The organism is Haloferula helveola, from assembly GCF_037076345.1.
Classification (GTDB): domain Bacteria; phylum Verrucomicrobiota; class Verrucomicrobiia; order Verrucomicrobiales; family Akkermansiaceae; genus Haloferula; species Haloferula helveola.
In genome coordinates, this window is record NZ_AP024702.1 from 3,968,515 (window position 1) to 3,993,469 (window position 24,955).

The 24,955-nt window shown below is 62.1% G+C and carries 13 protein-coding genes and 1 tRNA gene; 9 read left to right on the forward strand and 5 right to left on the reverse strand.

The genetic code is table 11. From position 1 onward, the window contains the following. The first annotated feature begins 30 nt into the window (after positions 1 to 30). Positions 31 to 3,957: a DUF7594 domain-containing protein gene (locus HAHE_RS14870; protein WP_338685511.1), complete on the forward strand. Its 3,927-nt coding sequence runs from the start codon at positions 31 to 33 to the stop codon at positions 3,955 to 3,957. Between the two features lie 12 nt (positions 3,958 to 3,969). Here HAHE_RS14870 and HAHE_RS14875 read toward each other — a convergent pair whose 3' ends face one another. After that, on the reverse strand, positions 3,970 to 4,854 hold the full coding sequence (locus tag HAHE_RS14875; protein WP_338685513.1) for an alpha/beta hydrolase: 885 nt from the start codon (positions 4,852 to 4,854) through the stop codon (positions 3,970 to 3,972). Positions 4,855 to 5,079: 225 nt separating this feature from the next. Here HAHE_RS14875 and HAHE_RS14880 point away from each other — a divergent pair, with 225 nt between their 5' ends. From HAHE_RS14880 to HAHE_RS14900, 5 genes are all read left to right on the forward strand, one after another. After that, positions 5,080 to 7,572 carry a hypothetical protein gene (locus tag HAHE_RS14880; RefSeq protein WP_338685515.1) on the forward strand — a complete coding sequence of 831 codons (2,493 nt, stop codon included), beginning with the start codon at positions 5,080 to 5,082 and terminating at the stop codon, positions 7,570 to 7,572. Between the two features lie 86 nt (positions 7,573 to 7,658). Further along, the gene (locus HAHE_RS14885; protein ID WP_338685517.1) at positions 7,659 to 8,405 is read left to right on the forward strand and encodes a PEP-CTERM sorting domain-containing protein; all 747 of its coding nucleotides are present in this window, start codon (positions 7,659 to 7,661) and stop codon (positions 8,403 to 8,405) included. Positions 8,406 to 8,513: 108 nt separating this feature from the next. Continuing rightward, positions 8,514 to 9,836 carry an endo-1,4-beta-xylanase gene (locus tag HAHE_RS14890; RefSeq protein WP_338685518.1) on the forward strand — a complete coding sequence of 441 codons (1,323 nt, stop codon included), beginning with the start codon at positions 8,514 to 8,516 and terminating at the stop codon, positions 9,834 to 9,836. 141 nt (positions 9,837 to 9,977) lie between these two features. Beyond that, entirely contained in the window at positions 9,978 to 11,885 is a 1,908-nt protein-coding gene (locus tag HAHE_RS14895; protein WP_338685520.1) for a hypothetical protein, read from the forward strand. A 53-nt stretch (positions 11,886 to 11,938) separates the two neighbouring features. Continuing rightward, positions 11,939 to 14,617, forward strand: coding sequence for a hypothetical protein (locus HAHE_RS14900; RefSeq protein WP_338685521.1), 2,679 nt, complete (start codon positions 11,939 to 11,941; stop codon positions 14,615 to 14,617). A gap of 463 nt (positions 14,618 to 15,080) precedes the next feature. On the opposite strand, the gene HAHE_RS14905 is transcribed toward HAHE_RS14900, so the two are convergent. The 3 genes from HAHE_RS14905 to HAHE_RS14915 all read right to left on the reverse strand — a co-directional run bounded on the left by HAHE_RS14905 (position 15,081) and on the right by HAHE_RS14915 (position 22,049). Next, the gene (locus HAHE_RS14905) at positions 15,081 to 17,471 is read right to left on the reverse strand and encodes a DUF6288 domain-containing protein (protein ID WP_338685523.1); all 2,391 of its coding nucleotides are present in this window, start codon (positions 17,469 to 17,471) and stop codon (positions 15,081 to 15,083) included. Positions 17,472 to 17,512: 41 nt separating this feature from the next. After that, positions 17,513 to 18,319: a GDSL-type esterase/lipase family protein gene (locus tag HAHE_RS14910; RefSeq protein WP_338685525.1), complete on the reverse strand. Its 807-nt coding sequence runs from the start codon at positions 18,317 to 18,319 to the stop codon at positions 17,513 to 17,515. A 100-nt stretch (positions 18,320 to 18,419) separates the two neighbouring features. Then, positions 18,420 to 22,049 (reverse strand): Ig-like domain-containing protein, encoded by a 3,630-nt coding sequence (locus HAHE_RS14915; RefSeq protein WP_338685526.1) that lies wholly within the window; start codon positions 22,047 to 22,049, stop codon positions 18,420 to 18,422. A 197-nt stretch (positions 22,050 to 22,246) separates the two neighbouring features. Here HAHE_RS14915 and HAHE_RS14920 point away from each other — a divergent pair, with 197 nt between their 5' ends. From HAHE_RS14920 to HAHE_RS14930, 3 genes are read left to right on the forward strand one after another with little or no spacing between them, the layout of a single operon-like run. Beyond that, complete coding sequence (locus HAHE_RS14920) at positions 22,247 to 23,395, forward strand: substrate-binding domain-containing protein (protein ID WP_338685527.1); 1,149 nt, start codon at positions 22,247 to 22,249, stop codon at positions 23,393 to 23,395. 43 nt (positions 23,396 to 23,438) lie between these two features. After that, entirely contained in the window at positions 23,439 to 23,939 is a 501-nt protein-coding gene (locus HAHE_RS14925; protein WP_338685528.1) for a hypothetical protein, read from the forward strand. Positions 23,940 to 23,960: 21 nt separating this feature from the next. Beyond that, positions 23,961 to 24,803 carry a toll/interleukin-1 receptor domain-containing protein gene (locus tag HAHE_RS14930; protein ID WP_338685530.1) on the forward strand — a complete coding sequence of 281 codons (843 nt, stop codon included), beginning with the start codon at positions 23,961 to 23,963 and terminating at the stop codon, positions 24,801 to 24,803. 19 nt (positions 24,804 to 24,822) lie between these two features. Here the strand turns inward: HAHE_RS14930 and HAHE_RS14935 are convergent. After that, positions 24,823 to 24,897, reverse strand: a tRNA-Val gene (locus HAHE_RS14935). Between the last annotated feature and the right edge of the window lie 58 nt (positions 24,898 to 24,955).

Genomic DNA, 24,955 nt, shown 5'->3' on the forward strand with positions numbered 1-24,955 from the left:
GTCCTCTCCGATGCTGCGAAAACCTACACAATGAACGGAAGTCACCGTGCGCTCTCTCTGTGGCGTCAGTATGCTGCCGTGCACTTCGTGCTCGCCGCTCCATTGGCGGCGCAGGTGAATTCCGACCTGTGGGGCGTCAATGGTGAGCTGTGGGATCCGGTGACGGGCCGGCTCGGGAATTTCACGAATGCCGGTTACATGAGCGGGGATGTGGCGATCCCTGACTGGCCGGTCGGGGTGAGTGTCGCGGACTACGGGGCCGTCCCTGACGACGGTGTGGACGACTCGCAGGCTTTCATCGACGCGATCGCGGCCTGCCCGGACAACCATGCGGTCTTCGTTCCGAACGGACGATACACGATTCTCCAGCAGATCGTCCCCGGTCGGGACCATTTCGTCCTTCGTGGCGAGGACATGTATGGGACCGTGCTCCATTGCCCGAAATACCTGAATGAAATCTACGTCCAGGAGATCGGGTACGAGAATCCGGCGTATGACGATGGGGCCAACGGTGCGAGGTACACCGGAATCCCGAAAGGGTTCTTCCGCGTTTCGGGCGGAACGGAGCGGAGCATCGAGAACCTGAGCTTCGAATTCCGCGAGCAGCGGAAGATGGGGCACTGGGAGCACAAGGGAGCCGACGCGATCTATTACGGTGGCGACGTGACGGACAGTTGGGTGCGGAACATCTACATCAAGAACAGCGACCATTCGGTGATGATGGGGCGCTCCTACCGGATCTCGTTCCTGAACATCATTCTCGATCACTACATCGGGAGGCCGGACATCGTCGGCAGTGGTGGGACCCGGGGCTGGGTCGGTCACATCGGAATGAGCATGTCCAACGCCCAGTATTGCCTGTTTCACAACATCGACATTCGCGGCAACTACTTTCACGAGTTCGACAATGTCAACGTCCCCAAGAACTGCGTCGTTTCGAACGTCACCGGGACCGATGTCTCGCTCCATCATCACGGGCAGGGAGCCAGCTTCAACCTCTACACCAATGCCGCGGTCGGGACGGGTCCGGGCATCAGCAGTCTCGGCACGACCCAGAATAGCGAGACGCACTGGCGCATTTTCGGCGACGCGGTCCTCGAGGCACCGACCGATCCCGCGAACCTGGCCAACGGGCATGTGTTCGTCGGATACGACAGCACCCAAACGGAGATCGTCGACGCGTCCAATTGGTATGAAGTGATCGATCCCGGCCTGCTCGAACCCCAGAACATCTATCTCGCACAGTTGGCGCATCCGAGCATCGGCAAACCCCTGCCTGCAGGGCCGCCTCCCGCGCCGCCGTCGCCATTCGCCGGTGAAGTGATCCGCATCAATCCGGTCGAAGACAGCTTCACCGACGAGTCGGATCCCGGCACGGTCCAGAACCCGTCGGCCAGTGCGTTTTCGGTGGGGGACAACATGTATTTCAAGTTCGACCTGAATGATGTCAGCCTGAGTTCGATCGCGAAGGTGCGGCTGCGCGTGGCGTCGACGAAGTTCGTCAACACGCCGGTCGAGCTCGCCGTTTCGTCCATCGTCGATGACTCATGGTCGGACGACACGCTCACCTTTACGGGTCGTCCTCCGTCGGTCGCCCAGTTGGACACGGTCGATGTCACCGAGAATTCGTTCGCCGAGGTTCTGGAGTTCGATGTGACCCCGTTCGTCCAGGCCGAGTGGGCGGGGGACAAGGTGGTATCTCTCGTTATCGAGAGGATTTCCGGAAATGGATTCCTGAGCGGGATCCGGAGCAGCGAGGCGGGACTCGCTCCCGAGTTGGTCATCGAGCAGCTTGCCTCCTCCGTGCCGGGCGCCCCATCGGCACCTGCCGGGGTGAAGTCCTTCAGCCTGATCGGCAATGTTCAGTTGGACTGGGCGGACAATCCCGAGTCCGATGTCGCCAGCTACAATGTCTATCGCAGCTCGGCTCCCGGGGACTTCAGCCAGTACGAGGAACCCATCGCCACCGGGCTGGTGACGAGTGACTTCGTCGACATCCAGTCACAGCATGACAGCGGCTGGGACGTCGGGATGCTGCGCGATGACGTGGCCTATTACTACCGGGTCACGGCTGTGGATGACCATGGTTATGAGTCGGAGAGCAGCTTGGAGATCGTCGGGACCGCCAAGGGCTATGCTGATGCCAATCTGCCACCCGCCTTCGACGCCGGCCCGCTGGTCCTGCCTGATGCGACCCAGTATTCGAGCTATTCCGGGAGCCTCTCCGCCTGGGCCACCGACCCCGAGGGCGATCCCGTCTACTTCTCGAAGGTCGACGGGCCTGAGTGGTTGTCGATCGGCCACGACGGCACTCTCAGCGGGACGCCGCGTCTCGGGGACACGGGCACGTTCCAATTCACCGTGCAGATCAACTCCCTCGGTAGCGGACGCGACGAAGCGCTGATCGAGCTCACCGTGGACCCGGGAGAGCCCGATGCTCCATTGGGTTTGGGCATTGTTCCCGGAGACGGCAGCGTCCAGTTGGATTGGAGTCACAGCTCCGAGGGTTCGGCCGACTTCACCTTCAAGGTTTACCGCTCGGAAACGGCAGGTGGTCCCTACACCGAGATCGCCTCCGGTTTGACCGCGAGTGATTACACGGACTCCGGTTTGAGCAACGGGACGACTTTCCACTACGTCGTGACGGCTCTCAATGCTTCCGGCGAGTCGCCGCAGACCGGGGAAGTATCGGCGACTCCGCTTGCGGGCCTGGCGATCGTCACCAATTTCGTCAGCGGGGTGCTCAGCGATGCTCCCAACTGGGATGCGGGGTTGCCGGTCGGCAAGTGGGGCCGGGTCGATGTCGACGCGACAGCCAACACCTCGGTGGTCCTTGATGGTTGGTCGGTGCTGCACACCGGCGGGAGCCTGATCCAGTCGGGACTCAATCCACTTCGGCTCGACAACGGCACGACCTGGGTCATGGAGGGTGCCGGGGCGACGACATCGAGCGGCTTCCGAGGCTTCGCCGTAGCGGGCGGTTCCTCGCTTACCGTTCGCCAAGGAATCATCAACACTTCGAACGGTCGTGACTGGAGCATCCGCGACCCGGGATCGGTCATCACGGTCCACGGTGGAACCGTCAACCTCGGGAGGCATCTTTTGCTGTCGTCCAGTGGCACCCTCGTCGTCAACGGAGGCACGATCCATGGCAACCCGAGTACGGGCGACATGGGCGTGCGCGCCATATCCAGTGGCGGGACGCTCCGATTCAACGGCGGCACCACGACCGTTCCGCGGATCGAGCTTTCCGGTTCGGGTTCCACCCTCAATCTCGGAGGAACTTCCCCAGGCTCTCTGACCGCAGCGTCCTTTGTCGGACCTTTCGGGTCGGGTTCGACCATCAACTATATGCCGGGCTCGATGATGTCCCTGACGGTCTCCGGCGAGGATGAATGGGCGTCCGCCAAGTGGGCTGACGGAGATCTGACCTACAATGGCCAGGGCGTGGCCGAGTTGGGGGCGTGGGCCGTCGTCACCGCGCCCGACGGGCTCGGGCCCGGCGTCAGCTTCGACTACGACAGCACAACCGAGACCCTTGTGCTGAGTGACCCGGACAGCGACGGCGACGGTCTCGCGGATGCGTGGGAAGTGCTCAACTTCGGATCGAAAGAAGCCATCGACGGATCCCTGGATTCCGACGGCGACGGCGTGCTCGACTTCTTCGAGTATCTCTTCGGTTCCGATCCCAACGATCCGACCAGCGGCGGCTTCGGACTCCGGATTGTTCCGGCTTCAGGCGGGTCGGGATACGTGTTCCAGTGGGAGACCCTCGAGGGCTTCGAGCTTGGATCCGACTACGGGATCGAGGTTTCCACCAATCTCAGCGTGTGGGATCCGCTGCCGGAGGCGAACTACTCGCTTCAGACGACCACAGCAGGGGGGATGACGGAGTTCGAGATGACCCTGACCTTCGACTACGGATCAGAGGTCTTCCTGAGGTTGGCTGCGCCCTGAAAATCGGAATCGTCACCGTTTAGAGACCCACTCCTTGATGGTGGGTTCACCCTGTAAAAAACCGAGAGAAGCAAGGAACGAATCGGCACGTCCGACCGTGGTGATGACCCATTCCTCATCGTTATCGAAGAACGAGTGCGCCTGGCCGGGATAGATCTCGATTTCGCAACGAACACCGACATCGGTCAGCTTTTTCTGGAACTCCTTCATCACCTCGACACTGAGGAACTTGTCCTGCTCGCCCCACATGCAGAGGGTCGGCGGCATCTTGGCATGCACTCCGGCCCAAGGCCTGAAGTCCTTCCGGATCTCCGGTTTCCAGCGATTGACCGAGTCGTTGTGTCCGAGGATCGGATTGAAGAGGACCAGTGCCGCCGGGGCGGGGGAGATGGAGAGGTCGTCGGTTTCCTCGTTGATCAGTTTCGAGGTAGCGGTACCGGCGGCGAGGTGTCCGCCGGCCGATCCTCCGCCGCCGGCGAGCATCTTGGGGTCGATCCCGAACTTCTCCGAGTTGGTGTAAACATACCGCATCGCCGACTTCGCGTCCTTCAGGCAGTCCAGTTGATCACCCAGACGATAGCGTGCGGAGATGGCGACCATCCCGCGGCTTGCGAGGTAATCGCAGAAGTAGAAGAACGCTCCCGGATCGCCCTTCCTGAAGCCGCCCCCATGGAACATCACGATGCCCGGCGTAGGTTGTTCGGGCTTCTTCGAATCCGGGTAGAAAATGTGGAGGTCGAGGTTCGTGTCTCCCACCTTCTTGTAGACTTCGACGAGGTCCGGCTCGAAGGCCGAGCTCTTCATCCACTCCTTGCCCAAAGCGCTGCTGGCAAGTCCGATCACGAGAGTGGAAGTGGCGACAAAGCGTTTCGATCTTGGGAGATTGGGGACTGTCATGGTTGCTCGCGTGAGCTTGCCGGTTTTGGCGTTTCAACCAAGCGGTAAAGTCGCCCGGCCCTGGTTTCCATCAAGGTGGATCACCGTGACTACTCGATCGGGTAGTTGACCGTTTTCGGGCGATTGGCAATGCTCGCTATACCCCCAGAATGCAACCATTTCTGAGATCGGCGCCCCCGGCATCACCACCGGCGCAACCCATCCGATTCCAGCAATCGAAAACCCATGAACAGACAACTCCTCAAGTCGCTTGCGGCAGGTTCTTTGCTGCCCGTCATCGTTGAAGCGCAGACCACGGATTTCACCGATGGTGGGCACCTCTTCACGGATCCCGATCCGAACCCGACAACCGATTCGTTCATCAGCAACGTCGACAACTGGGATAACGGCCTGCCTGCCGGAGACACCAGTGGAACGATCACCATTGATGCGAAGTACAGCAGCAATGTGACGAAATCAAATTACCACATTGTTCAAACTGATGGGGAACTGAAGAGAGCTTCGGGCATCGGGGCGTTCGATTTGAGGAACAGCTCAAGCTATGTTCTGGATGGTACTGATGCCAAGACCTTCGGACGCGGGATTCGGCCATTCAACTCGATCTTTATTCTCAAGGATGGCCTGGCTGATTTGACCGAGAATAGTGCGGATACGGCCATTCCTGACCCCGAGGGCGGGGCCATTGTGATGTATGGCGGGGCGATGAACATCGGCAAACACTTCCTTGTCGGGGAAGGTGATCTGTTCATCTACGGCGGCTCCCTCTCCATCCCGAAAGACCTTGGAACAAGAAATTTCGATCCTGGCGGTGACCTGTACATCAACGGGGGCACGGTCACGGCACAATATCTGACATTCGGCAGTTCAAGTTTGGACGTGATCTTCGGGGGAACCACAGCCGGAACCGTAACCGTTGAGAATTTTGGCGGAGGTCGACACAATCCGAACCATATCGACATTGATTACCTGCCCGGCACCGGAATGTCCTTGGCCCTGACGATCCCGGTTGAACAGGGAGGCCCGGACAACAATAACAAACTGGGTTGGTGGAATTCCGGTGAGACGACTGGCCAAGAGTGGGCACAGGCGCTCTGGGAATCCGACCGCCTCAAGTACAACGGGCAAACTCAAACCGACCTGGCCGGTCTTACCTGGGCGCAGGCCCAGACCGATTTGGGCGACGGGTCCTTCTTCGTGTTTGATTCCCCGTCAGATACGCTGTCGCTCACTACCGGTGGCGGTGCAACGGTTTCCTCGGACTTCAAAGTATTGTTCATCGGCGACGACGCGGAAGGCGTTCCGTTCACTTCCAGCGTCAACAACTCCATCAACTACAGGGTTTTCTTTGATGAGCCCGTGAATGCATCCACCATCGACACCGGGGACTTTGAGAATGCGGGCACGGCGACCATTTCGGTTGATAGCGTGACGGCCACCTCCGACCCTTCGATCTTCAAGGTCGCGGTCAGCACGAGCTCCGAGGGCACCGTGCAGCTTCAGGTCAAATCGACGAACGACATTCAGGATGCTTCGGGGAACGGCGTGGATCCGGACTCCAACATCACGGACTTCGATTCCATCATCGTCGACCTCACACCACCGTTGTTGGTTGATGTCGATCGCGTTGGCCAAGGCAGTGATCCGACCTCCATTGAGGTTGGTGATTCCCTGACTTTCGACTTCTACTTCGACGAGGCCATCGACTTCTCGACCATCGATATTGCCGATTTTGAGAATGGCGCAGCTCTTTCCCCGGCTGGCATCACTATCGATGATGTGGATAATGTGTTCAACCAGCCGGTCAGGGTGAGGGTAATCTATACCGCTACCTCATCAGGCATCCTCACCCCAGGGATCTCACAGGGTGCTGTGATCGCCGATACCCAAGGAAACGAGGTGGACACCAGTGTCGCCATTCCAGGCGACTTCTCCGTCATCGTGGTCCCGGCCTGGGAAGATACCTACCCGCAGATTACCAATGAGACTGGCAGCGGAGCGACCGCACGGGCCGCGATCAATGACGGCGGCACCGCCTTCTACGTGGTGCTGGCAAACGACGCCGACGCGCCGACGTCGGCACAGGTCGTGGCCGGCACGGATTCCACCGATTCACCGGCCTTGGCCAGCGGCAGCATCGCCTTGGCCGCGACGGTCGAAGGAAGCGATGCGTTTTCCGGCCTCGCTGCCAACACGGACTACGATGTCTGGTTCGTCGCCCAGGACGACGACGCTTCCCCCAAGCTTCAGGAAGAGCCGGTTCTTGTCGAGCTCACCACCACAAGCGGCGGCGGTTCGCCCTATGAGACTTGGGCAACCGGAGGCGAACTCTTTGGCGATGACGAGAACGGCGACGGCATTTCGAACGGCCTTGCGTTCCTGCTCGGCGCTGCCAGCGCGACGGACGATGTCGCCGATCTGCTGCCTACCGTCAGCGAGAGCGGCGGTGATCTGGTGCTGACTTTCAGCATGCTCAACGCGGCCAGTCGTGGCGGCGCGAGCCTCTCGACCCAGCACAGCGGCGACCTGGGCGCCAGCGATGCCTGGGATGCGGCAGGCAACGAGGAAACCGTTCCCGAAACCTCGGGGACGGTTGGGGTCGTGACCTTCTCCGTTTCCGTGAATGCCGGCAACAGCAACCTCAACGACGTCGTGGCGACCATCCCGGGCTCCGAAGGGAGCGGTGGAAGTCTCTTCGGACGCCTCAGTGCCAGCGAGTAAGTGTTCGCAACTTCGTCCGAGGCAGATACCAAGACATTCCCCGGAGACAAAGGGACTCCACCAAGAACACCATTCGCACTTTCAAGATGAGCATTCGGAGAAAGCTATTCGTGGCCCTGCTTGCCTTCACCGCTGCGGGTGCTCAGGCAGCCACGATCACCACATTCAGCGCACTGGATGCGCTGACGCCCGACGACAGTTTCTCGGTCGGCACCTTTACGGATCCGGGCGGCGGGGTGGATCAGCAGGACTTCACGTTTGAGTTCACTTTCACCACGCCGACGGACTTCAGTTCCCTGAGTGGTCCCTACGCTCTCGTCGAGTTGGGTGGCAACAACGGTTCATCGCTGGTCTTCGAGGTCGACGCGGGGGTGGGCACCCTGATCTTCAGGTCAGGGGTGAGCGGTGGTGCTCTGATGTATGTTCAGACCGTCGGGTTGAACACCGGAACCCAGTACAATGTGGTCGGCAGCCTTTTCAACAGTCCGACCAATTCGGGTGACTACATGCGGCTCTATTTGAACCAGGCCGACGCCGTTAATCCCGCTGCAACCTTTCACGATCCGGATGACACCGTGAACGACTTCTGGGGAGGAGACGGGGGCGCGTATGGCGTCGACGGTGGCGGTAACTGGCAGAATGGCAACACGGTCGGATCGGGCACGGGCAGCCACCTGGCGTATTCGGCCACAGGCGACGGCACACTCGATTCCAATCTGGATTTCTTCTACAACACGTATCTGGACGTGGCCGCCGTTCCGGAGCCGTCCGTCGCAGGGCTTTTCGCGGCTTGCCTCGCCCTCGCTTCGTTCGTCCGCCGCCGCAGGAACTGAATTCTTGAACCATGTGGCACGCGCCTCTTCGCGAAGGGGGGGCGGCCAACGCGAGCGGCAATGTCCGGTGAGAGGGATTGCGAGCTTTGGGGTGCTCCCCGCATACTGATGAACCGACTGCTGATCCAAACCATTGCCTGTGTCGCGTGGGCAATGACGACCACCGCCGTTCCCGCGTCGGAGGCTCCCGGGCTTCACCCAGCGGTCACGGCATTCTTTGAAAGCGAGGATCCTTTCGTCCAGAAGGTCGTCATCCCGAACATCGAGGCGAACCGGAAGTGCGACGCCGTGCTGAGCGTCGTGGATTCCGAAGGCAAGCCGATCGACGGCGCCACGGTCTCGGCGAGCCTGGCGAGGCATGAGTTTCTCTTCGGCCACTGCGACCTCGCCACCGAGCAGGACCCGAAGCAGCGGAAACTCCTCAACGAACTCTTCCATTACACCTGCCCGGGAAACGTGACGAAGTGGCGGGCGCATGCCAAAACGCCCGACCGGCAGGATTTCTCGAAGATCGATGAGGTGCTCGGCTTCTGCGACAGTCGAGGAGTCGACTTCGAGTGGCACTTCCTCAGCGGCTATCATCCGGGTTGGCTCGAGGAGGTCGATTCGGTCAGCGAGAAGGCTCGGCACCAGGTGGAGAATTCGAAGGCGGTTCTCCAACGCTATGGCGATCGGGTGCGGTTCTTCCAAGTGATCAACGAGGACTGGCGGACGCACATCGACCGTGCCAAGGTCTACATCGACCAGACGGCATGGTTCGCCGAACTGAGGAAGGAGTTCCCCGATGTGGAACTCGGAGTCTGCGACTGCTGGTCGTTCAACACCGAACGTCAGCTGCCGGGCGTCGAGGAGCTGAAGGCGCGCTATCCGGGCATCAACTTCATCTCGATGCATGCCCATAACCCGCGGCAACTTTGGGCGAGCCCGAAGGAGATGTATGGGACCTACGACCCTTACCTCAACTCCGGCATCAAGATTCACCTTACCGAGTTCGGGATCATCCTCGGTGAGATCACTGGCGAGTACCGGTCAGGCGAGTGGACCGACGAACTGCTGGCCGAGTATTTCGTGCAGGCGCTTGCGACATCCTTCAGCCACAAGTCCGTCCGGACGTTCAACTTCTGGTCGAACTACGAGAAGTTCACCGGCAACCCGCTCTTCACCGAGGAAGGGGAGCCGAACGTGAAGTATCGCGCGATCCAGAGCCTGCTGCAGGACAAGCTGACCACTCGTGAGTCGGGTGCGACCGACGCGTCCGGTCGCTTCGCTTTCCGCGGCTTCCATGGGGAGTATGACCTCGTCGTCACGCTCGGATCCGGAACCCGGATCACCGGCAAGGCTACGCTGGCAAGCGATGCATCGGAGGTCCGGCTCGTTATGGATCCGGTGGGGCGGACGCTGACGCCGGAACTGCTGTCTCAGGCGAGATAGAGCCCGTAGCTCGCCGAATGGCTGGCCATAGGCGCGCTTTTCCGGCCAAAAGCAGTGCAATTGCGGGATCCGGCAGGTGCTCCGGCCCGCTCCGAAAGAGGAATCGGGCCTGAGGCGTTTGTGTGCTTTGACGATCGCACCATGAAGACCCGAACTCTCCTTTCCCCGGTGACCGCGCTGGTAATCGCCGGATCCCTGAGCCCGCTGGCACACGCCGCAAAGCAGGCAGAGCTCCCGCTCAGCTCCCGTGGCAAGGAGCTCGAGGAGAAATACACGGAGGAACTGGAAGGGCTTCGCGACGAGGTGATCTCGGCCCTGCCAGAGCTCGACGAAGCGAAGAAGGCCCGCTTTCTCGAAGTCCGAAGCAAGTGGGACGGGCTGAAGAGCGTGGGCGATGACACTCCACCTGCCGAGAAGAAGGCCCACGACGAGCTGAAGGAGCAAATCGATAGCGAATCGATGGAGATCGGAGCGGACTTGCTGGCCGAACTCGCGCCGGTCCTTTCCTCGGATGCCCTTGATGCGAAGCTGATGCGGATCGCGGTGCTCACCCACGGCACTCCACGCGGGCTCGCCGAGTTCGCCCAGAAGGGTGTGGAGCAGGAGAAGCTTTTGGAGACATTCTTCGGCGACGAGGAATTGATGCGTCAGGTGCTCGAAGCGGGCGGCGCCAACGGCGGCGAGTACGGTGAGATGATGGAGGTTTACACCGCCATCCTCGAAGCGAGCGAACGGGCCCGCGAGCGCGGCACCATCTTCCACAGGCTTGCGCTTGGCATGGCCATCCAGATGCCGTGGCTCAATGCGGAAGGCTCGGGCGGTGCGGATGGCAAGGCCGGCATTCACGGCATCCTCTTCAATGCCAACTCCGGCATCGAACAGGTGCCCCGCTACCTTCATTACGAGAAAGCCTTTCTCGACGGCGAACTGGATCCCGCCTTCCCGGATCTCAACACGTGGGAGTGTCGTTACGTCGCCAACGACGGTTATAGTAACGAGGACCTCGCGTGGTTCCGCCAGATGCTGCGCATTTACCGACCGGACCACATCACCACCGACGACTACAAGTGGCGCTACATCCGCATCGTGAAGAGCGACGTGCCCTATTGCAGTCCGACCACGGATCCCTCGCTGGGAACCCCCGCACAGCAACACATCGCTCTCGGCGGCATCTGCGGTCGCCGCGCCTACTACGGACGCTTCTCAACCCGGGCCTTCGGGATTCCCTCGCGTCAGTCCACCCAGACCGCCCATGGCGCGATGAATCACTGGACGCCCGACGGCTGGGTGATCTGCCTCGGGGCGTGGTGGTCCGTGGCCTACTGCGGTCCATGGGGCGGCCTCGACTTCCTGCTCGATTCCCAAGCCCGCGAGTTCGACGACTATCAGTTGGTCCGCCGGGCGCAGTGGATCGCCGACGCGTTTGCCGAGCCCGATACCGCCCTCTCGAACTCGAACTACGGCAAGAACGGCGGCTTCTGGAACAGTCTCGCCTTCGTCAAGAAGCAGCTGATGGTCAAGGAGGCCAAGGTCAAGGCACTCGAGCTGGTCGGGGGCATGAAGCTCGGCGAGTCGGACGATCTGATCGGCGACGAGGAAGGCGAGGACATCGAGATTCCGGATGAGTTCAAGGAAGTCACGGTGTCGGATGACGGCACGATTACCCTGCCGGCGGTGGCGGCCTACTCTCCGCGCAAGAGTTCGGACCGGATCCTTTTCCTCAAGAGCTGGGACGAGGGCTACCAGCTTCACTACAGTCGGCTCGGGCAGCGGCCGGAGTTGTTCAAGTACCGCATCGAGGTTCCGGTCGAGGGTGAATACGAACTCACCGCGTTGGCTGCCACCGTTTCTCCGGACCTCGAAGTGCTGGTGCGGATCAACCGCGACGAGCCAGGGCCATTCGCGATGCCGTACACGAAGGGCATGTGGGAAAGTTCCGAGCCGATCAGGGTGAAACTCAGCGAGGGGCGGAACATGATCAGCGTCACCGCCCGCACGCCGAACCGCGGCGTGAGCATCAAGCACTGGCAACTCAAGCCGGTGAAGTGATTGGAGGGTAACCTCAAATGGATGCGAGATGGATTCGGACCTGTGCTGAGACGATGATGAGAACGATTTTCAAGACCTTCCGCTCGCTGTCACTGGGCGTAATGGGTGTGGCGGCATTGGGGCTGATGGTCCCGAGTGCGGCGGCGCAGGACGCGGCGGTTCCGAAGGAAGCCGTCGCCGAGTTGGACAAGGCGCTGGAGGCGGCGAAGGAAGGGTCCTCGGAAGCGCGTCAGCGGCTGGCGGTCCGGCGGGTGATTCGCGATGCGGAGAAGTTGCTTGGGGAGCAAGGGGAGTCGCCGGGGCGTTTCCCGGTGCTCGAACTGATCTTCCGCGCGCAGCAGCGGCTCATCGCGCTCGATGACGATGCGGAGCACCGCAAGGCGCTGCTCGCGACCTGCGCCGAGCTGGTCAAGGCGCCGGAGGAATTCGCTGAGCTGCGCCTCGAGGCCGACCTGCTGATGTCGCAGGCGGAACTGGCGAAGCAGGGCGCCGACAACGAGACGCGCGCCGAAGCGCTGCGGCCTTTTGTCGACCGCTACCTCGAAACGCCGGTTGCGGCGAAGGTGCTGCGGCTCGCAATGGTGATGGCGCTCGAGTTGGGCGACAGCAAGCTGGTGGCCGATCTCCAGACGATGATCGAGGAACGCTTCGCCGGTGATCTCGAGATGATCTCCTTCCAGCGCGACAAGCTCGGCGGGCAGGTTTTCGGCGCGCCGTTCACCGGCACTTTCAAGCGGCCGGACGGCAAGTCGCTCCGCTTCCCGATGGACGCGCTCGGGCGTTCGACGATGCTCGTCTTCTGGTCGAAGGAAGATGGAGGCGAGGATCTCATCAAGGGGCTCGCAGCCGCCGCCAAGGAAAACAAGGATTCACTGACCGGGCGGCTTGAGCTGATCAGCGTGAATCTTGATGGGCTCCCCGACGCCGGTGAATCGATCGTGCGTGGCTTGGGCGCCGACTGGCAGGTGCTGCACTTGCCCGACGGCCGCGAGAACCCGATCTATGATGCCTACGTGCGGGTCGACCCGAGGATCTTGACCATCAGCCCGACCGGGCAGACGGCGTTGATCATGTCCGGCACGACCCGGCAGAAGAGGACTTCGGATGGCGATCCCGACTACGGGCGCATGTTCGGTTCGTCGCTGGCGCGCAGTTGGACGCAGCCGCGCTACGTCGCGCACCTCTCATCGCTGATGGCAGGTGATTTTCTCGTGCTCGATCCTGAGGGCGGCATCGATCCGACCCGGCCGCCGGAATTGAAGGGGGCCGGTGCCGGTCCCCTGAGCCGGACCGGCGCCTGCGTGCCGGAGGAAACGCTGCGCGCGATCCAGGGCAGCCTTGTCGCTCCGCCAGTTCGCTACCGGCTCAGCCACGCGGATGCTCGCTCAGCTTATGCGAAAGCTGTCCAGCTCTGTCGTAAGGCGATCGCTGTTCACCCGAACGCGCCGGATCTCTGGATCGTGCGCAACCGCCTGATGGTTGCCTTGCTCGGTTTGTGGAAGTCCGATGCAGACCTTGGGAAACTGGAGGAGGCCATCGCCGAAGCCAAGGTCGCGCTGGAAGCCGGCTATCCGTCGGGTTGCGACACGGTTGCCCGCCTGTGCGCCGCTCGCGAGGCGCTGCGCGATCCGGACGCGGATACGGGAGCAATCCTCGACAAGTTCGTGGCGGACGGCGGAGGTGAAGCCGCAACCGGCCCGGTGCTGGCTGCGGCGTCGCTGCTGGCGCTCGACGTGGCGGACCGCAAGCGCTTCGAGGACTACCGCACGATCATTCTCAAGGATCACACCGAGAATCCGATGATGTGGACCTACGCGGCTTTCCTGCTCGACCGCTACCACGACTATTGGCTGTTCCAGGTCCCGTTCACGGCCGGCTGGTCATACGGGCGGCGGGAGAACTATTTCCAGACCATCGGCGACCCGGAGGAAGCCCGACGCATGGTGAAAACCGAGTTGCGGACTGAGGACGGAGGAACGCTCCGAATCCCGGAGGATCTCGATAGCGATTGGACCGCGATCATCTTCTCGCAACCCGGACCTTGGAACAGCAAGCGTGATGACGGACTGCCGCCGTCTCCGGACCGCTTGTTGAGGCAGCTTGCCGAGTTCGCCGCCGCTCGACCCAATGAGGACCTGAAGGTCTACCATGCGGCCTTCGGTGGCGATGCGGAGTCGGTCAAAGCCGGCTTTGGCGACAAGGGCGCTCCGAGTCCGGTGTTGATCGTCCCCGACGGCCCCGACAACCCGTTGGTCCAACGGCTCGGAATCCTGTCCGAGGACGACCAGATCAATAGCGTGCTGCTCAACAAGGACGGCCGCGTCATCGTGATGCTCTCCGGCCTCGCCAAGCAGAGCGGAAAGGGGCCTGCCACCTTGATCAACGTGGTCGAGGCTGCGGACGAGGCTGCGGTCGGCGATCTGCTCGAGAACGGCAATCTCGATGCCGCCAAGAGTCGAATCCTCGCCTTGGCGCCGCCCTTCGATCCGACCGCCGTCGATGATCGCGGACGCCCGCTCAAAGCACCGAAATACAGCCTCTACCATCTTCGCGCCCGCGCGCGCGTCTACATGGCGCTCGAGGAATTCGACAAGGCCCTCGCCGACGCCGAGGAAGTTGTCCAACGCCAGCTCGGCACCGACGGCGGTATGAGCCTCCGAACCGACGAACTCGACGATTCCGAAGCCCTCCGCGACACCATCCGCGAGAAGATGCACCGGGCCTCGGAGTGAGGCCAAAGCGAAGCGGTCGATGAGAAGAGCCGATCACCGCAGGACCGCTCGCCCGCTCTTCGTGATCGGGATCTTAGTCTGCCTTGCCGCCGTCGCCCTTCGTATCGGTATGCTCGTTTACGAAGTGAAACTCGATCGAACCATTCGGGACTCAATCGTCGAGGGTGGTGGTCCCCAGCCCTCATTTGAGACTGAGCTTCTCATACTGAAGAGTGGGGTGGGGGTGAGCTATGCGATGATGCTGCTCGGATTGGCAGTGTTGCTATTCGGTATCGCGAGGAATCGGCGTGGATTGGCCGCGACTGAATTCTTTCCAGTGCCCACCCCGTCGCAGATTGCCGAACAAGTCTCCGCTGAAGAACCCGCTGCCGCTTCGGAGTCGCAACCGGAGGGAGAGCGGCGAGAGCCCTGACGCTGGTTGGGAGTTGCGCGGCGGCTTGTAAAGCCGCTCCCCTTATTGGTCTCAGAGGTTTAGCTCGCGAAGTTCCGGCTTCTCGGTCATGGCCCGGATTTCGCCGATGGCGACGCGGACTTTCTCGGCCTTCTCGAGACTCAGCTTCTTCGGGAAGTCCTGCTCCTCGTTCTCGAAGTAGTAGATCGCCTTTTCGAGAAGGGGGATGGCGCGTTGGGCGTGGGCACCGTAGCGCTTGAGCATCGCCAGGACCTTTTCGATCTGCTTCTGGCTGCCGTGGGGCTTCATCAGACGCACGTAGTCGGCGGTCAGTTCGATGCCCTCGCTGACGTGATGCTTGCTGAAGAGATCGAGGCCGGCGGCCTGGATCTGCCCGTCGAACATGATGCCGCTCGGTGATTTCTCGACGATCGCCCGATGGATCGCCGGTAGAAGCGGTTCGAGTTCCTCGAAGGACAGATTGGAGTAGACGCTTGAGAAGGCGCCGCGAGTGCGGCCGTCCTCGTTATGCAGGCCGGAGCGGACCGCTTCGAGGAGTTGTTCGCGGTCGACGCCCTCCAGCGATCGGCCCAGCAGCCCGCTGCGGGTGTTGAACAGGGATTGGGCAAGGAAGCGTTGTTCCATCGCCCGCGGATCTTCGGGGGTAGGGCCCTTGGCGATCATCTTGAGCAGATCCGGCACGGCGGCCATTGCCGGCTGGCCGATTGCCGACAGTGCCTCGGCCGCCTGCACCCGCAGCCACATGTCATCCGACTTCAACAGCTCGCGGAGCTTCGGCACGGCTGGTTCTCCCCGACCGCCGAGTTTGGCAAGTGCCTGACAGGCACCGAGCCGCGCTTCCACGGAGGGTGCGTCGAGCAATTGGATGACAGGTTCAACCGGCATGTCCTTCCTCCGGCCGATCGCATGGCTGGCCCGTTCCCGGACGATGGGCGACCAGCTCCGCAGGCGTTCGAGCAGCATGTCCGGAGGAAGTTCATTGTAGGCTCCGGTCGGGTTGGTGGTGCTGAATCCACGCCCGTCGAGAACGACCCGGTGAGCCTCCTTGGAATCGAGTGCCGGGACCGGCGACGGCTTCCTGCCGGTGAGCCGGAGCGCCTTTCGAGGCATCGCGTAAGCGATCAGATACATGCCGGTCGCGTCCCAGTTCTTATAGGAGTCACCACTGGACTTCGGTGCGCCCTGGTGCGGGAAGGCTCCATTCGCATCGCGGGCGAGATCGAAATACCAGGCACCGAATTCCTCCATCCATGCGCCGGTCGCGTTGGGTCCGCAGCGCGAAACCCCGGGCATCGCCCAGGTGATGTTGAAGTAGTTGCCGGTGTGTCCCTCGTCGCGCTCGCTGCCGTGGGCGGCGGTGCTCATTTTGCCGAAGAAGCCCGCGCCTTCCTCGTCTCCGAGGAAATCGAACAGCACCGCGCTCATGCCACACTTTCCGTTGTCCTCGTGGCCCGCCATGTAGGGTGCGTGGTCGCCGTAAGGAACCGAGCCCTTGCCGATGTAGAATCGCAGCAACCGGACGCTGCGGTCGATCGCCTCGGTTACTTCCGGGTCTTTGACACCTGCCTCGCGGGCAAGCACCAGACCGATGGTCAGGACCACGCCCGGTGAATTCATCATTCCGTAGCCGTAGAGTCGTCCGTCCGGACGGGCGAACTTGTGACCCCAAGAGCCGACGCTGCTCTGGCCATTCGCCGTCTCCATCGCGATCCGGCGCAAGCCGGGGAGGATCGACTCGTCACCGGTGGCCATGACATATTCCGAGAGGAAGACGAGGGTGTAACCATACCACCACGACGCCATATGGCCGGTTGAGAACTCCGCCGCCCATTCGGCCTCCTTCTTGATTACCGGGAAGTATTTCGGATCGCCGGTGGCAAGCAGGCCGAGCGCATTGAGCGAGCGGGTGATCGCGTTCTGCCCGTAGTCCGGCTCTGCCATCCGTTTCGCGAGCTCCTCGGAGCTTTGCTCGAGGATCCGTTTCGACTTCTCGCAGTCGTAAGGAGCGGTCGGACTGTAGCTGCCAAGTACCGGCAACTCGACACTAACCGTTTCGGTCTCGCCCGCCCGCCAGCGGGCCACGGCCAGCTTGCCATCGCCGGCCTCGGCGGCAGTCAATGCCTCGCCGATCTCCTCGCGCGGGTCGTAGGAGAAGGGTTTTCCTGCAACTCCGAGAAGCACGTCGCCAGTCTGCAGCACACCATCGGCGGGCGACCCCGGTGCCACCTTCGTGATGTAAACCTGACGGGCCTGGATCGTCGCCAGACGATGCGTGTGCATCCAGCCGCGGGCGCCCGCGGCACCGAGGGTCCAGTCCTTGGTCGCGCCCTCCGGGATCGGTTCTCCCTTGGTGAAGTCGGGATTCGGAAGGACCGGCGGAGCGGCGATCAGCGGGCCGCAAGACAGCAGGCCGAAGAGCGCGATGGGTAAGGTGGTTTTCATGAGTTCGTTCGAGGGTGAATGTGATCGCTCGGGCTTCTGCTTCACTCGGTCTCCGTTTCTCCGAGAAGCTTGCGGATAGTGGGTTCCATCGCCTTCGCCCAGGCACGGTAGCCTTCCTCGTTCGGGTGCAACCGGTCGGGCATCAGGTCGCGGTTCAGCGTGCCATTCTCGTCGAGAAAGACGTGTCCGATGTCGAGCCAGTGGACCGTCTGGTTGTCGACGTAGCCATGGATGATCTTGTTGATTTCCTCGTTGCGCATCCGGCCCTGGTCCCCGGGTGTGTCGCCTCGGGGGAATATCGGCATCAGGAGGATCTTCGACTCCGGAAGCTTGGCGTGGATCTCCTTGAGCAGGGCGAGGATGCCGTAGGCGGTGTCGTAGCCGTGCAGTTCGGGTATCCCGCGGTTGTTGGTGCCGATCATTACCACCACAAGCTTCGGATTACGCTCCTTCATGCCGTCGAGGCCGCCATGCTGGAAATGCCAGAGCATGTGGTAAGTCCGGTCGCCACTCGACCCGATGTTCACAGCATTGCGGTCGCCGTAGAACTCGTCCCACACCTTCTTTCCGCGGCGGGACCACTGGAAGACGATCGAATCGCCGACCATCAGCAGGTCGACCGGTTTCTCGGTGCACCAGCGCTTGCGGTCCTCGTGATGCTTCATCCACAGGTTCCAGCTCTTCGGGGCCTCGTCAGGACCAGGGCGAGACTCGGCCTGGGTCGCGCGGATGGTGGTCTCGTAGGCGGGGTTCTCCCATGGCATCGGCTCGGCTGCGCGGAGCGGAGCGAATGCGAGAGCGAACAGGGCCAGCGCGGGAGTCATCAGGCGTTTCTTGGGTGGCATCATCAGGCAATGTCTGTCGCAGAATTGGATGGGGTCAGATACGCGCAAGCGCTTCCGGTCCATCGACCGGGAAGTGCTTTTCGCCCGATCCGCAGGGGGTTGGTCAGGGTGTCAGGAGGGTGACCATGTTGTCGCCCATCGCCTTGCCGATGAGGAACAACGTCTCGGCGTTGTGGTTCCAGTGGAAGCCTTGGCCCGAAGTCGCGGGAGAGTCCGCCGGGTCCCGCCAGAACGGGCGGGTATCGGTGCTGAGAACGGCGGCGGGCTGGGTCACGCCTGCCACCCAGAGCTGGGCCCTCTCAACCTCGGAGTAGCCGGTGTAGGGGGGCGCTTCCGCAGGGCCGGTAGCCATCCCGGTGCTGGCGACGACAAACGGCATGTTCGGCTTGTTGAAGACCGTCCGGAGGTCCTCGACCAAGTCCGGAAGATTGTCCTTGTACTCCGCGGAGAACGGTCCGCTGATCCGGTCGTTGTAGCCCTGGTGCCAGCCGAAACCGACGATCTCATAGCCCTGTCCGGACCACTCCGGGAATTCGGTTCCGAGGTTCGTGAGCACCTCGCGGGTGTAGTCGATGATCGCGCTGTAGAAATCACCGACCTGGCCGCCGCGGTCGGCCACGGCGCTCGGCGGACGGAATTTCTCGGCGAGGTCGCGACCGCCCCACGCGCACTTGATCACCAGCACGTCGTTCGATGGATAGAAGTCGCCGAGGATCTGACCAAAGCCGAATTCAGGACCGATCTTGCCACTGTCGCGTCCCTTGTAGGGAGGGCCGAGGTCGCCTTTGCTGATCGGCCCGCCAAGGTTGCCGTTGCCTCCCTCCCGCCACCAGACTTTGACGTCGCTGCGATTGCGGAACGTGCTGGTGGCCGGTTGGCCGGGGTCGTCGAGAAGCGAGGTGTAGTCATACTCGGGGTAGCTGCCGTTGTTCACCGCGAGGTAGCGCAGGCTGCCCAGCGCGCCCGGACCGGTGTTCCCGTCTTCCACATTGCCGAAGCCGACCATGTTGGATTGGCCGGCGAGGATGAAGACCTTGATGCCGGTCGGGTCGTCGTCCCAAGTGGTGAACTGGCGGTTGACCAGACCGAGCGACTGGCCGGTGCCGCTGGTGACTCCGTCGATATCGACCGTGTAGCCGGTGTCGATGCCGAGCGTCGAGCCGAGGGTCAGCGTAACGCTGCCGCCGTCGCTGCTGATTGTCGCCCCCGTCACGCTGAGGTCACCGACGCCATCCTGTGTTACCGAGTAATTGGACGGGTTGGAGGCGGAAGACGCGTTCATCGGCTCGGAGAACAGAAGCGTGATCGTGTTTCCTGAGCCCCAAAGATTGACGAGCGACGGTTCGGGATCGACTCCGGTCACGGCTGTGGATCGGACCTGGATGAACAACCGGGGTTCGGCGAGCAGGTTCGGGTCGATCGTGACGTCCGTGAGTTCGACGTCGTCGCTCGCCGACGAGACCGCCTGATAGGCCGCATTGTCCTCTAACCAAGTTTCGAGGTCAGTGGTGTACCAGACCTTGTAGTTCATGTTGGCGAGGGATGGGGTGCGCCGGCTGTATCCGAAGGACCCGGTGGCGGGATCGAAAGGTGCGGAGTAGGGGTTCGAAGACGTCCCGTCCGTCGGGTCGAGTCCGAAGGTGCGCTCGTAGTCGTTGCTCAGCTTGTCCCCGTCGTCGTCCTCATCCGGTAGTCCGAGGCCGGGGTAGTAGGCGTCGCGCCACGCCGTGTAGTCGGCGCTCATGCCGCTGGCGGGACGAATCTGCAGCGCGTTGACGTGAAGCCGGGTGCTGGCGGATCCGCGATCTCCGTCGCCGTCGTAGGCGTCGACCAGGATCGAGATGTCGCCCGATCCGTCCGCGACGATCGACTCGAACGAAACGTAATTGCCGTTGGGCACGAAGACGTCATCGCTGGTCCCGGGCGTGGCGTTGTCGAGGAACTGCGATTGGCCGTTTCCGAGAACCGTGTTGGTCGTCACGAAGTCTCCCGCGCCCCGCTCGCTGTTGGTGATGTCGCCCCATGGCGAGGCGTTGTGGCTGAGCGAGTAGATGTAGATGTCGTACGCGGCGTCGGGCGTCAGGCCGGTGATGGAAATGGTGACGTCGTCGCCTTTTCCGAAGAGATTTCGTACGCCGTCGAACAGGTTCAGGTCGGCGTTGAGCGTGCGGCCGTCGCCGCCGAGTCCCGACACGCTGACCGAGGAAGTCACGGTGCCGGTGGTGTCGACCAGGCTGCTGACCGAGGTCGTGCCTTGGTTCCACGTTTCACCCGGATCCCCGACCACGCCGACGAGTCCGGTCGAGTCGGCCTGGCCTTCGTCGAGGAAGTTCACGTTGAACGACTCCGCGTCCTGCGGGTCGGTGAAGTTCACGGCTGCGGTCTGGGTGACGGTGATGTTGTCCGTTGATGAGGTCGCGCTGAAGTCCACACTGCCGATGGTGCCGGAGCTTACGGTGAACGCCGCTTCGCCGTTAACGTCCGTGGCCAGGGTGGGGGAAGGGCTGATGGTCGCGCCCGACGGAGTTCCGCTGAGGGTGACGTCTTCGCCGACGACCAGCAATCCGCTGGCATCACGCAGGGTGACCGTCACCGTCGATGGAGTGACTCCGTTGGCCGGAACATCGGTTGGCGACGCCACCACGGAGGAATTCCCTGCATCCACCGGCCCGACCATCACGACTTCTTCGAAGTCCACGCTGGCGGTTTCGGTGATCACCAGATTGCTGTCGGTCACATCCGTAGCGGTGAATGTTTCCGTCCCGACGGCGCCCGACTTGACCGTGAAGCTTACCACACCGCTGGCATCACTGATGTTGTCGCTGGTGGCGATCGTCGCGCTGGCATCACCTGAGAGGGACACCTCTTTGCCCGAGACCGGAGTGCCGCCGGCGTCCTTCAGGGTGACCGTGACTGTCGAGGTCGTGGTGTCGTCGGCCGGCACCGCTGACGGCGATGCCGAAACGGTCGAAGTCCCGGCGTCGACGATGCCGGTCGAGGTCGCGAACGGGGTGTCATCGCCGGTGTAGATCGCGATGTTCGAGAAGGTCAGATCGGTGTCGGCTGTGTCGGTTCGGAAAGAGACGCTCTGATAGGACGCGTTTCCGCTACGCCACGCCGCCCACTTGGTGGTCTGGCCTGACTCCGGCGCGCCCAGATTCGGATTGATGTAGAGAAATCCGCAGGCTTCGTCCTGGGCTCCCGGAGTTGTGAAGTCGGCATACCACCGATCCTTCAGCGAGTTGTTCTGGTCGGGGTAGTCGGCGGGCGAAATGCCGGCCTGCACCTGATCGGCCTTGAGGACGAATGTAGCGGAGGTGATCGTGTTCGTGTCTACGGCATCAATGCCTGGCTTGGCTGTGCCCGGACCGTTGGGGCCGTCGAGGTCGCTGCTTGCGTTGGCCGTGTAGAAAGAGAATCCGGATCCCTCGGTTCGCACGTCCCATCGCCCGGCGCTGCCGTTGTCACCGGCATTGTATCCGACTTGGAAGGATCCGATGTTGGCGGCCGCGGTCCACGATACGGTGAACCTCAGGTAGACCGACTCCTCGTCGGATATCGCGTTCGGCGGCGTTCCGGACCAGCCGCTGTTCGGATTGAAGTTGTAGTGGATGTCCACGACTCCTTCGCCGGACGGGCGGACGATGTCGGGCAGCGTGTAGATCTCGGCCTGGGCCGGGAGCGCGGCGGCAAGGCCGAGCAGGGCGAGGGAAAGCGGGTATCTGGATCTCATCGTTGGATATGGAAACTGCGGCCCCGCCAAAGGGCCGCAGTGAAAGGGTGTTTTCGGTGGAGATGAACCGGGCGCTGGCCGGCTCTTCCGAGGCCGGTCCCGCGTCGCCGAACCGGCTCGGATCCGGTCGTCGTCGCGTTCCGATTCAAGGCGGGAGGGAACACCGGGCTGGCCCCCTCCTTCAAACGGCAATCTTCTTGTCAACCTGCCTGCTCTACGGGCAGGTTTGGTCAATGAGTGGCAAGGGTTTTTCCTCGGTCACCGATCAGGTCAGCGATCGGCTGCGCGAGAGTTTGCTGGAGGGGCACTGGCGGGGGAAACTGCCCGGCAGGAAGCGGCTCGCTGAAGAGTTGGGGTGCAGTCAGTGGACGGTGGAAGAGGCCACGCGGCGGCTTCTGAAAGAGGGGCTGCTCGTTGCCGAGGGCGCGGGTCGCAGGCACCGGATCGTGCTCTCGGAGGAGGTCATCCGGCCCCGCGCCCTGCGGGTGGCGATCCTTCTCTACGAGGAGTCGGATCGGAAGGCGAGTTACATGGTGGATCTGCTGCACCGGCTGATCGCGGTGGGTCACGAGGCCGTCTTTGCGGAGAAGTCGATGCGCCAGTTGGGCATGGAGCCTGAATCGATTGAGCGATTCGTCCGAGGCATTGAGGCCGATGCCTGGGTCGTGATGGCAGGTTCGCGGCGGGTTCTCGAGTGGTTCGCCGAGCAGCCAACGCCGGCGTTCGCACTGTTCGGCCGCAACTCCCGGGTCCCGCTTGCGAGCATTTCGCCGAACAAGGGTGTTGCGATGGTCGAGCTGGTCGACCGGTTGGTCGATCTCGGACACAGGCGCATCGTGATGCTGACCCGGGAGGAACGCCGGAAGCCGAACCCCGGATTGCTCGAGCAACATTTCCTCGGCCGACTTGAGGAACGCGGTGTCCCGACCGGATCCTACAACTTGCCCGATTGGGGCGACCGCCCTGGAGAGTTCCGTGAAGTGCTCGATTCGCTTTTCGAATACACGCCGCCCACGGCGTTGATCGTCGATCAGCCATCGCTTTGTGTCGCCGTGATGCAGCATCTCTCGCGCCTCGGGATTTCCGCGCCCGACGGGATCTCGCTGGCCTGTACCGATCCAACCGACTTCTTCGAGTGGTGCTCTCCCAGCATCACCCACATCGCCTGGGATTCCCGACCCTTCATCAATCGCGTTGCGAAATGGGCCGACAACATCAGCCGGGGCAAGGACGATCGCCGAAAGAACTCGAGCAAGGCGAAGCTGGTGAGCGGCGGCACGGTAGGTCCCGTGCCCCAAACCCACAAATCCGTGCCGTCCCAAGCGCCAAGAAGGTCTCCGCCTTGAATCGGAGAGCGTGCATCGCATAGTCTGCTCCATCCGAACATCGATGAAAACGCTGCTTCGCATTCTGACCTTGATGGGACTCCTCGGTCCTTTGTCGGCCGGTTGGTTACCTCGGGAGATCGGGGAGGTCCGGGCTTACGTCTATGACTACACCCAGGAGGAGGGGAACATCGCCTTGCTGAAGAACGGGAAACTGCATCCCGGCATCATCAACGTCGGCGGTGCGAAGTTGTCGGACGATCAGGTGGAGCGCCTGAAGGCTGCGCTGCGGTCGTCAAGGGAGCGACAACCCGGAGCGCTCTGTTACATGCCTCATCACGGTTTCGTGTTCTTCGACAAGGCGGGCAAGCCGATGGGCCACATTGAGTTGTGTTTCCAATGCGGCAATGTCGACAGCTCCCCAAAGGGCTTGCCGGACCGTGAATGGGATTGGAAAGCGATCCGCAAGCTGCTCGGGGAGCTGAAGGTGCCGATACTCGGGAAGAGTCCTGACTACACGAAGCTCTTCAAAGAACGTGCCAAGGCGAAGGGCGAGGACGACTAGGCCTTCGAATCCGGTTGGGACATGAGTGGGCTGACGGTCGACGCCATCGTGAAACTGCTCTGCGGAGCATCGTCTGCGAAGCCGTGGATGACGAGTCGCCGGATTGCCGCGAAACTCGGATGTCCGGGGAAAGGGAAGGAGGTCGAGCGGATGCTGCTAGAGCACGTCCGCGAGGCTGCGGATGCCGGACGGAATCCCAAGGTTCGTTATTCGAGTCTTCCAAGTCGCAGAACTCTCGAAGTGCTCTGGGGAGCGATCAGGTTGGTCGGGGATCGGGAGCTGGATAATATCACCAAGGACGACGTTGCGGACGAATCACTGGAGAACTGTGTTGCTCCCGGCGAGGCCGACGTGTTCTTCTCGCACAGTCACCGTGACTACGACGATGTGATGCGCATCGCGCGGATGCTCATTGATGGCGGAATCTCGCCGTGGCTTGCGGAGACTCACATCGGGAGGGGCGAGCACATTCACGACGAGATCATCGGAGCCCTGGATTCGAGTCAGGCCTTCCTACTCTTCCTCTCGCCCAATGCCCTCGATTCGCGGTGGACGGGCAAGGAGTATGATCATGCCGTCTCCAAGGGGATTCCGATTTTCGTGGTCGTGAATCTGGACGAGGATGGGATGCACCGTGTTTACCGCGCCATGCTCGGGAAGGAGCCTTCCGGAGCAGGTTTCCTCGGGAAGGCTGGGCACCACTTCGAGCCCATGATCTCCGATCGCAACCGTTTGGTGAGGGTGTTCGCCTACACCCGATCCGACGAAACCCCTGCGGGAGAAATACCTGATCAATGCCGGATCGATGCGTTACCCCAAGCGATCCGGGAGAGGCAGGCTTCGGGAGACGGCCGGGGAGGGTAGCCTCCCGAAGGATGCCGGATGGTACACGGGGACGGGATCGAACCGCCGACCGACCGGGTGTAAACCGGTTGCTCTACCGCTGAGCTACCCGTGCGTTTCCGGGGAACGCCGGAAGGGAAGCGTGGCCGGGGCGCCGGATCAAGTCCGGGATT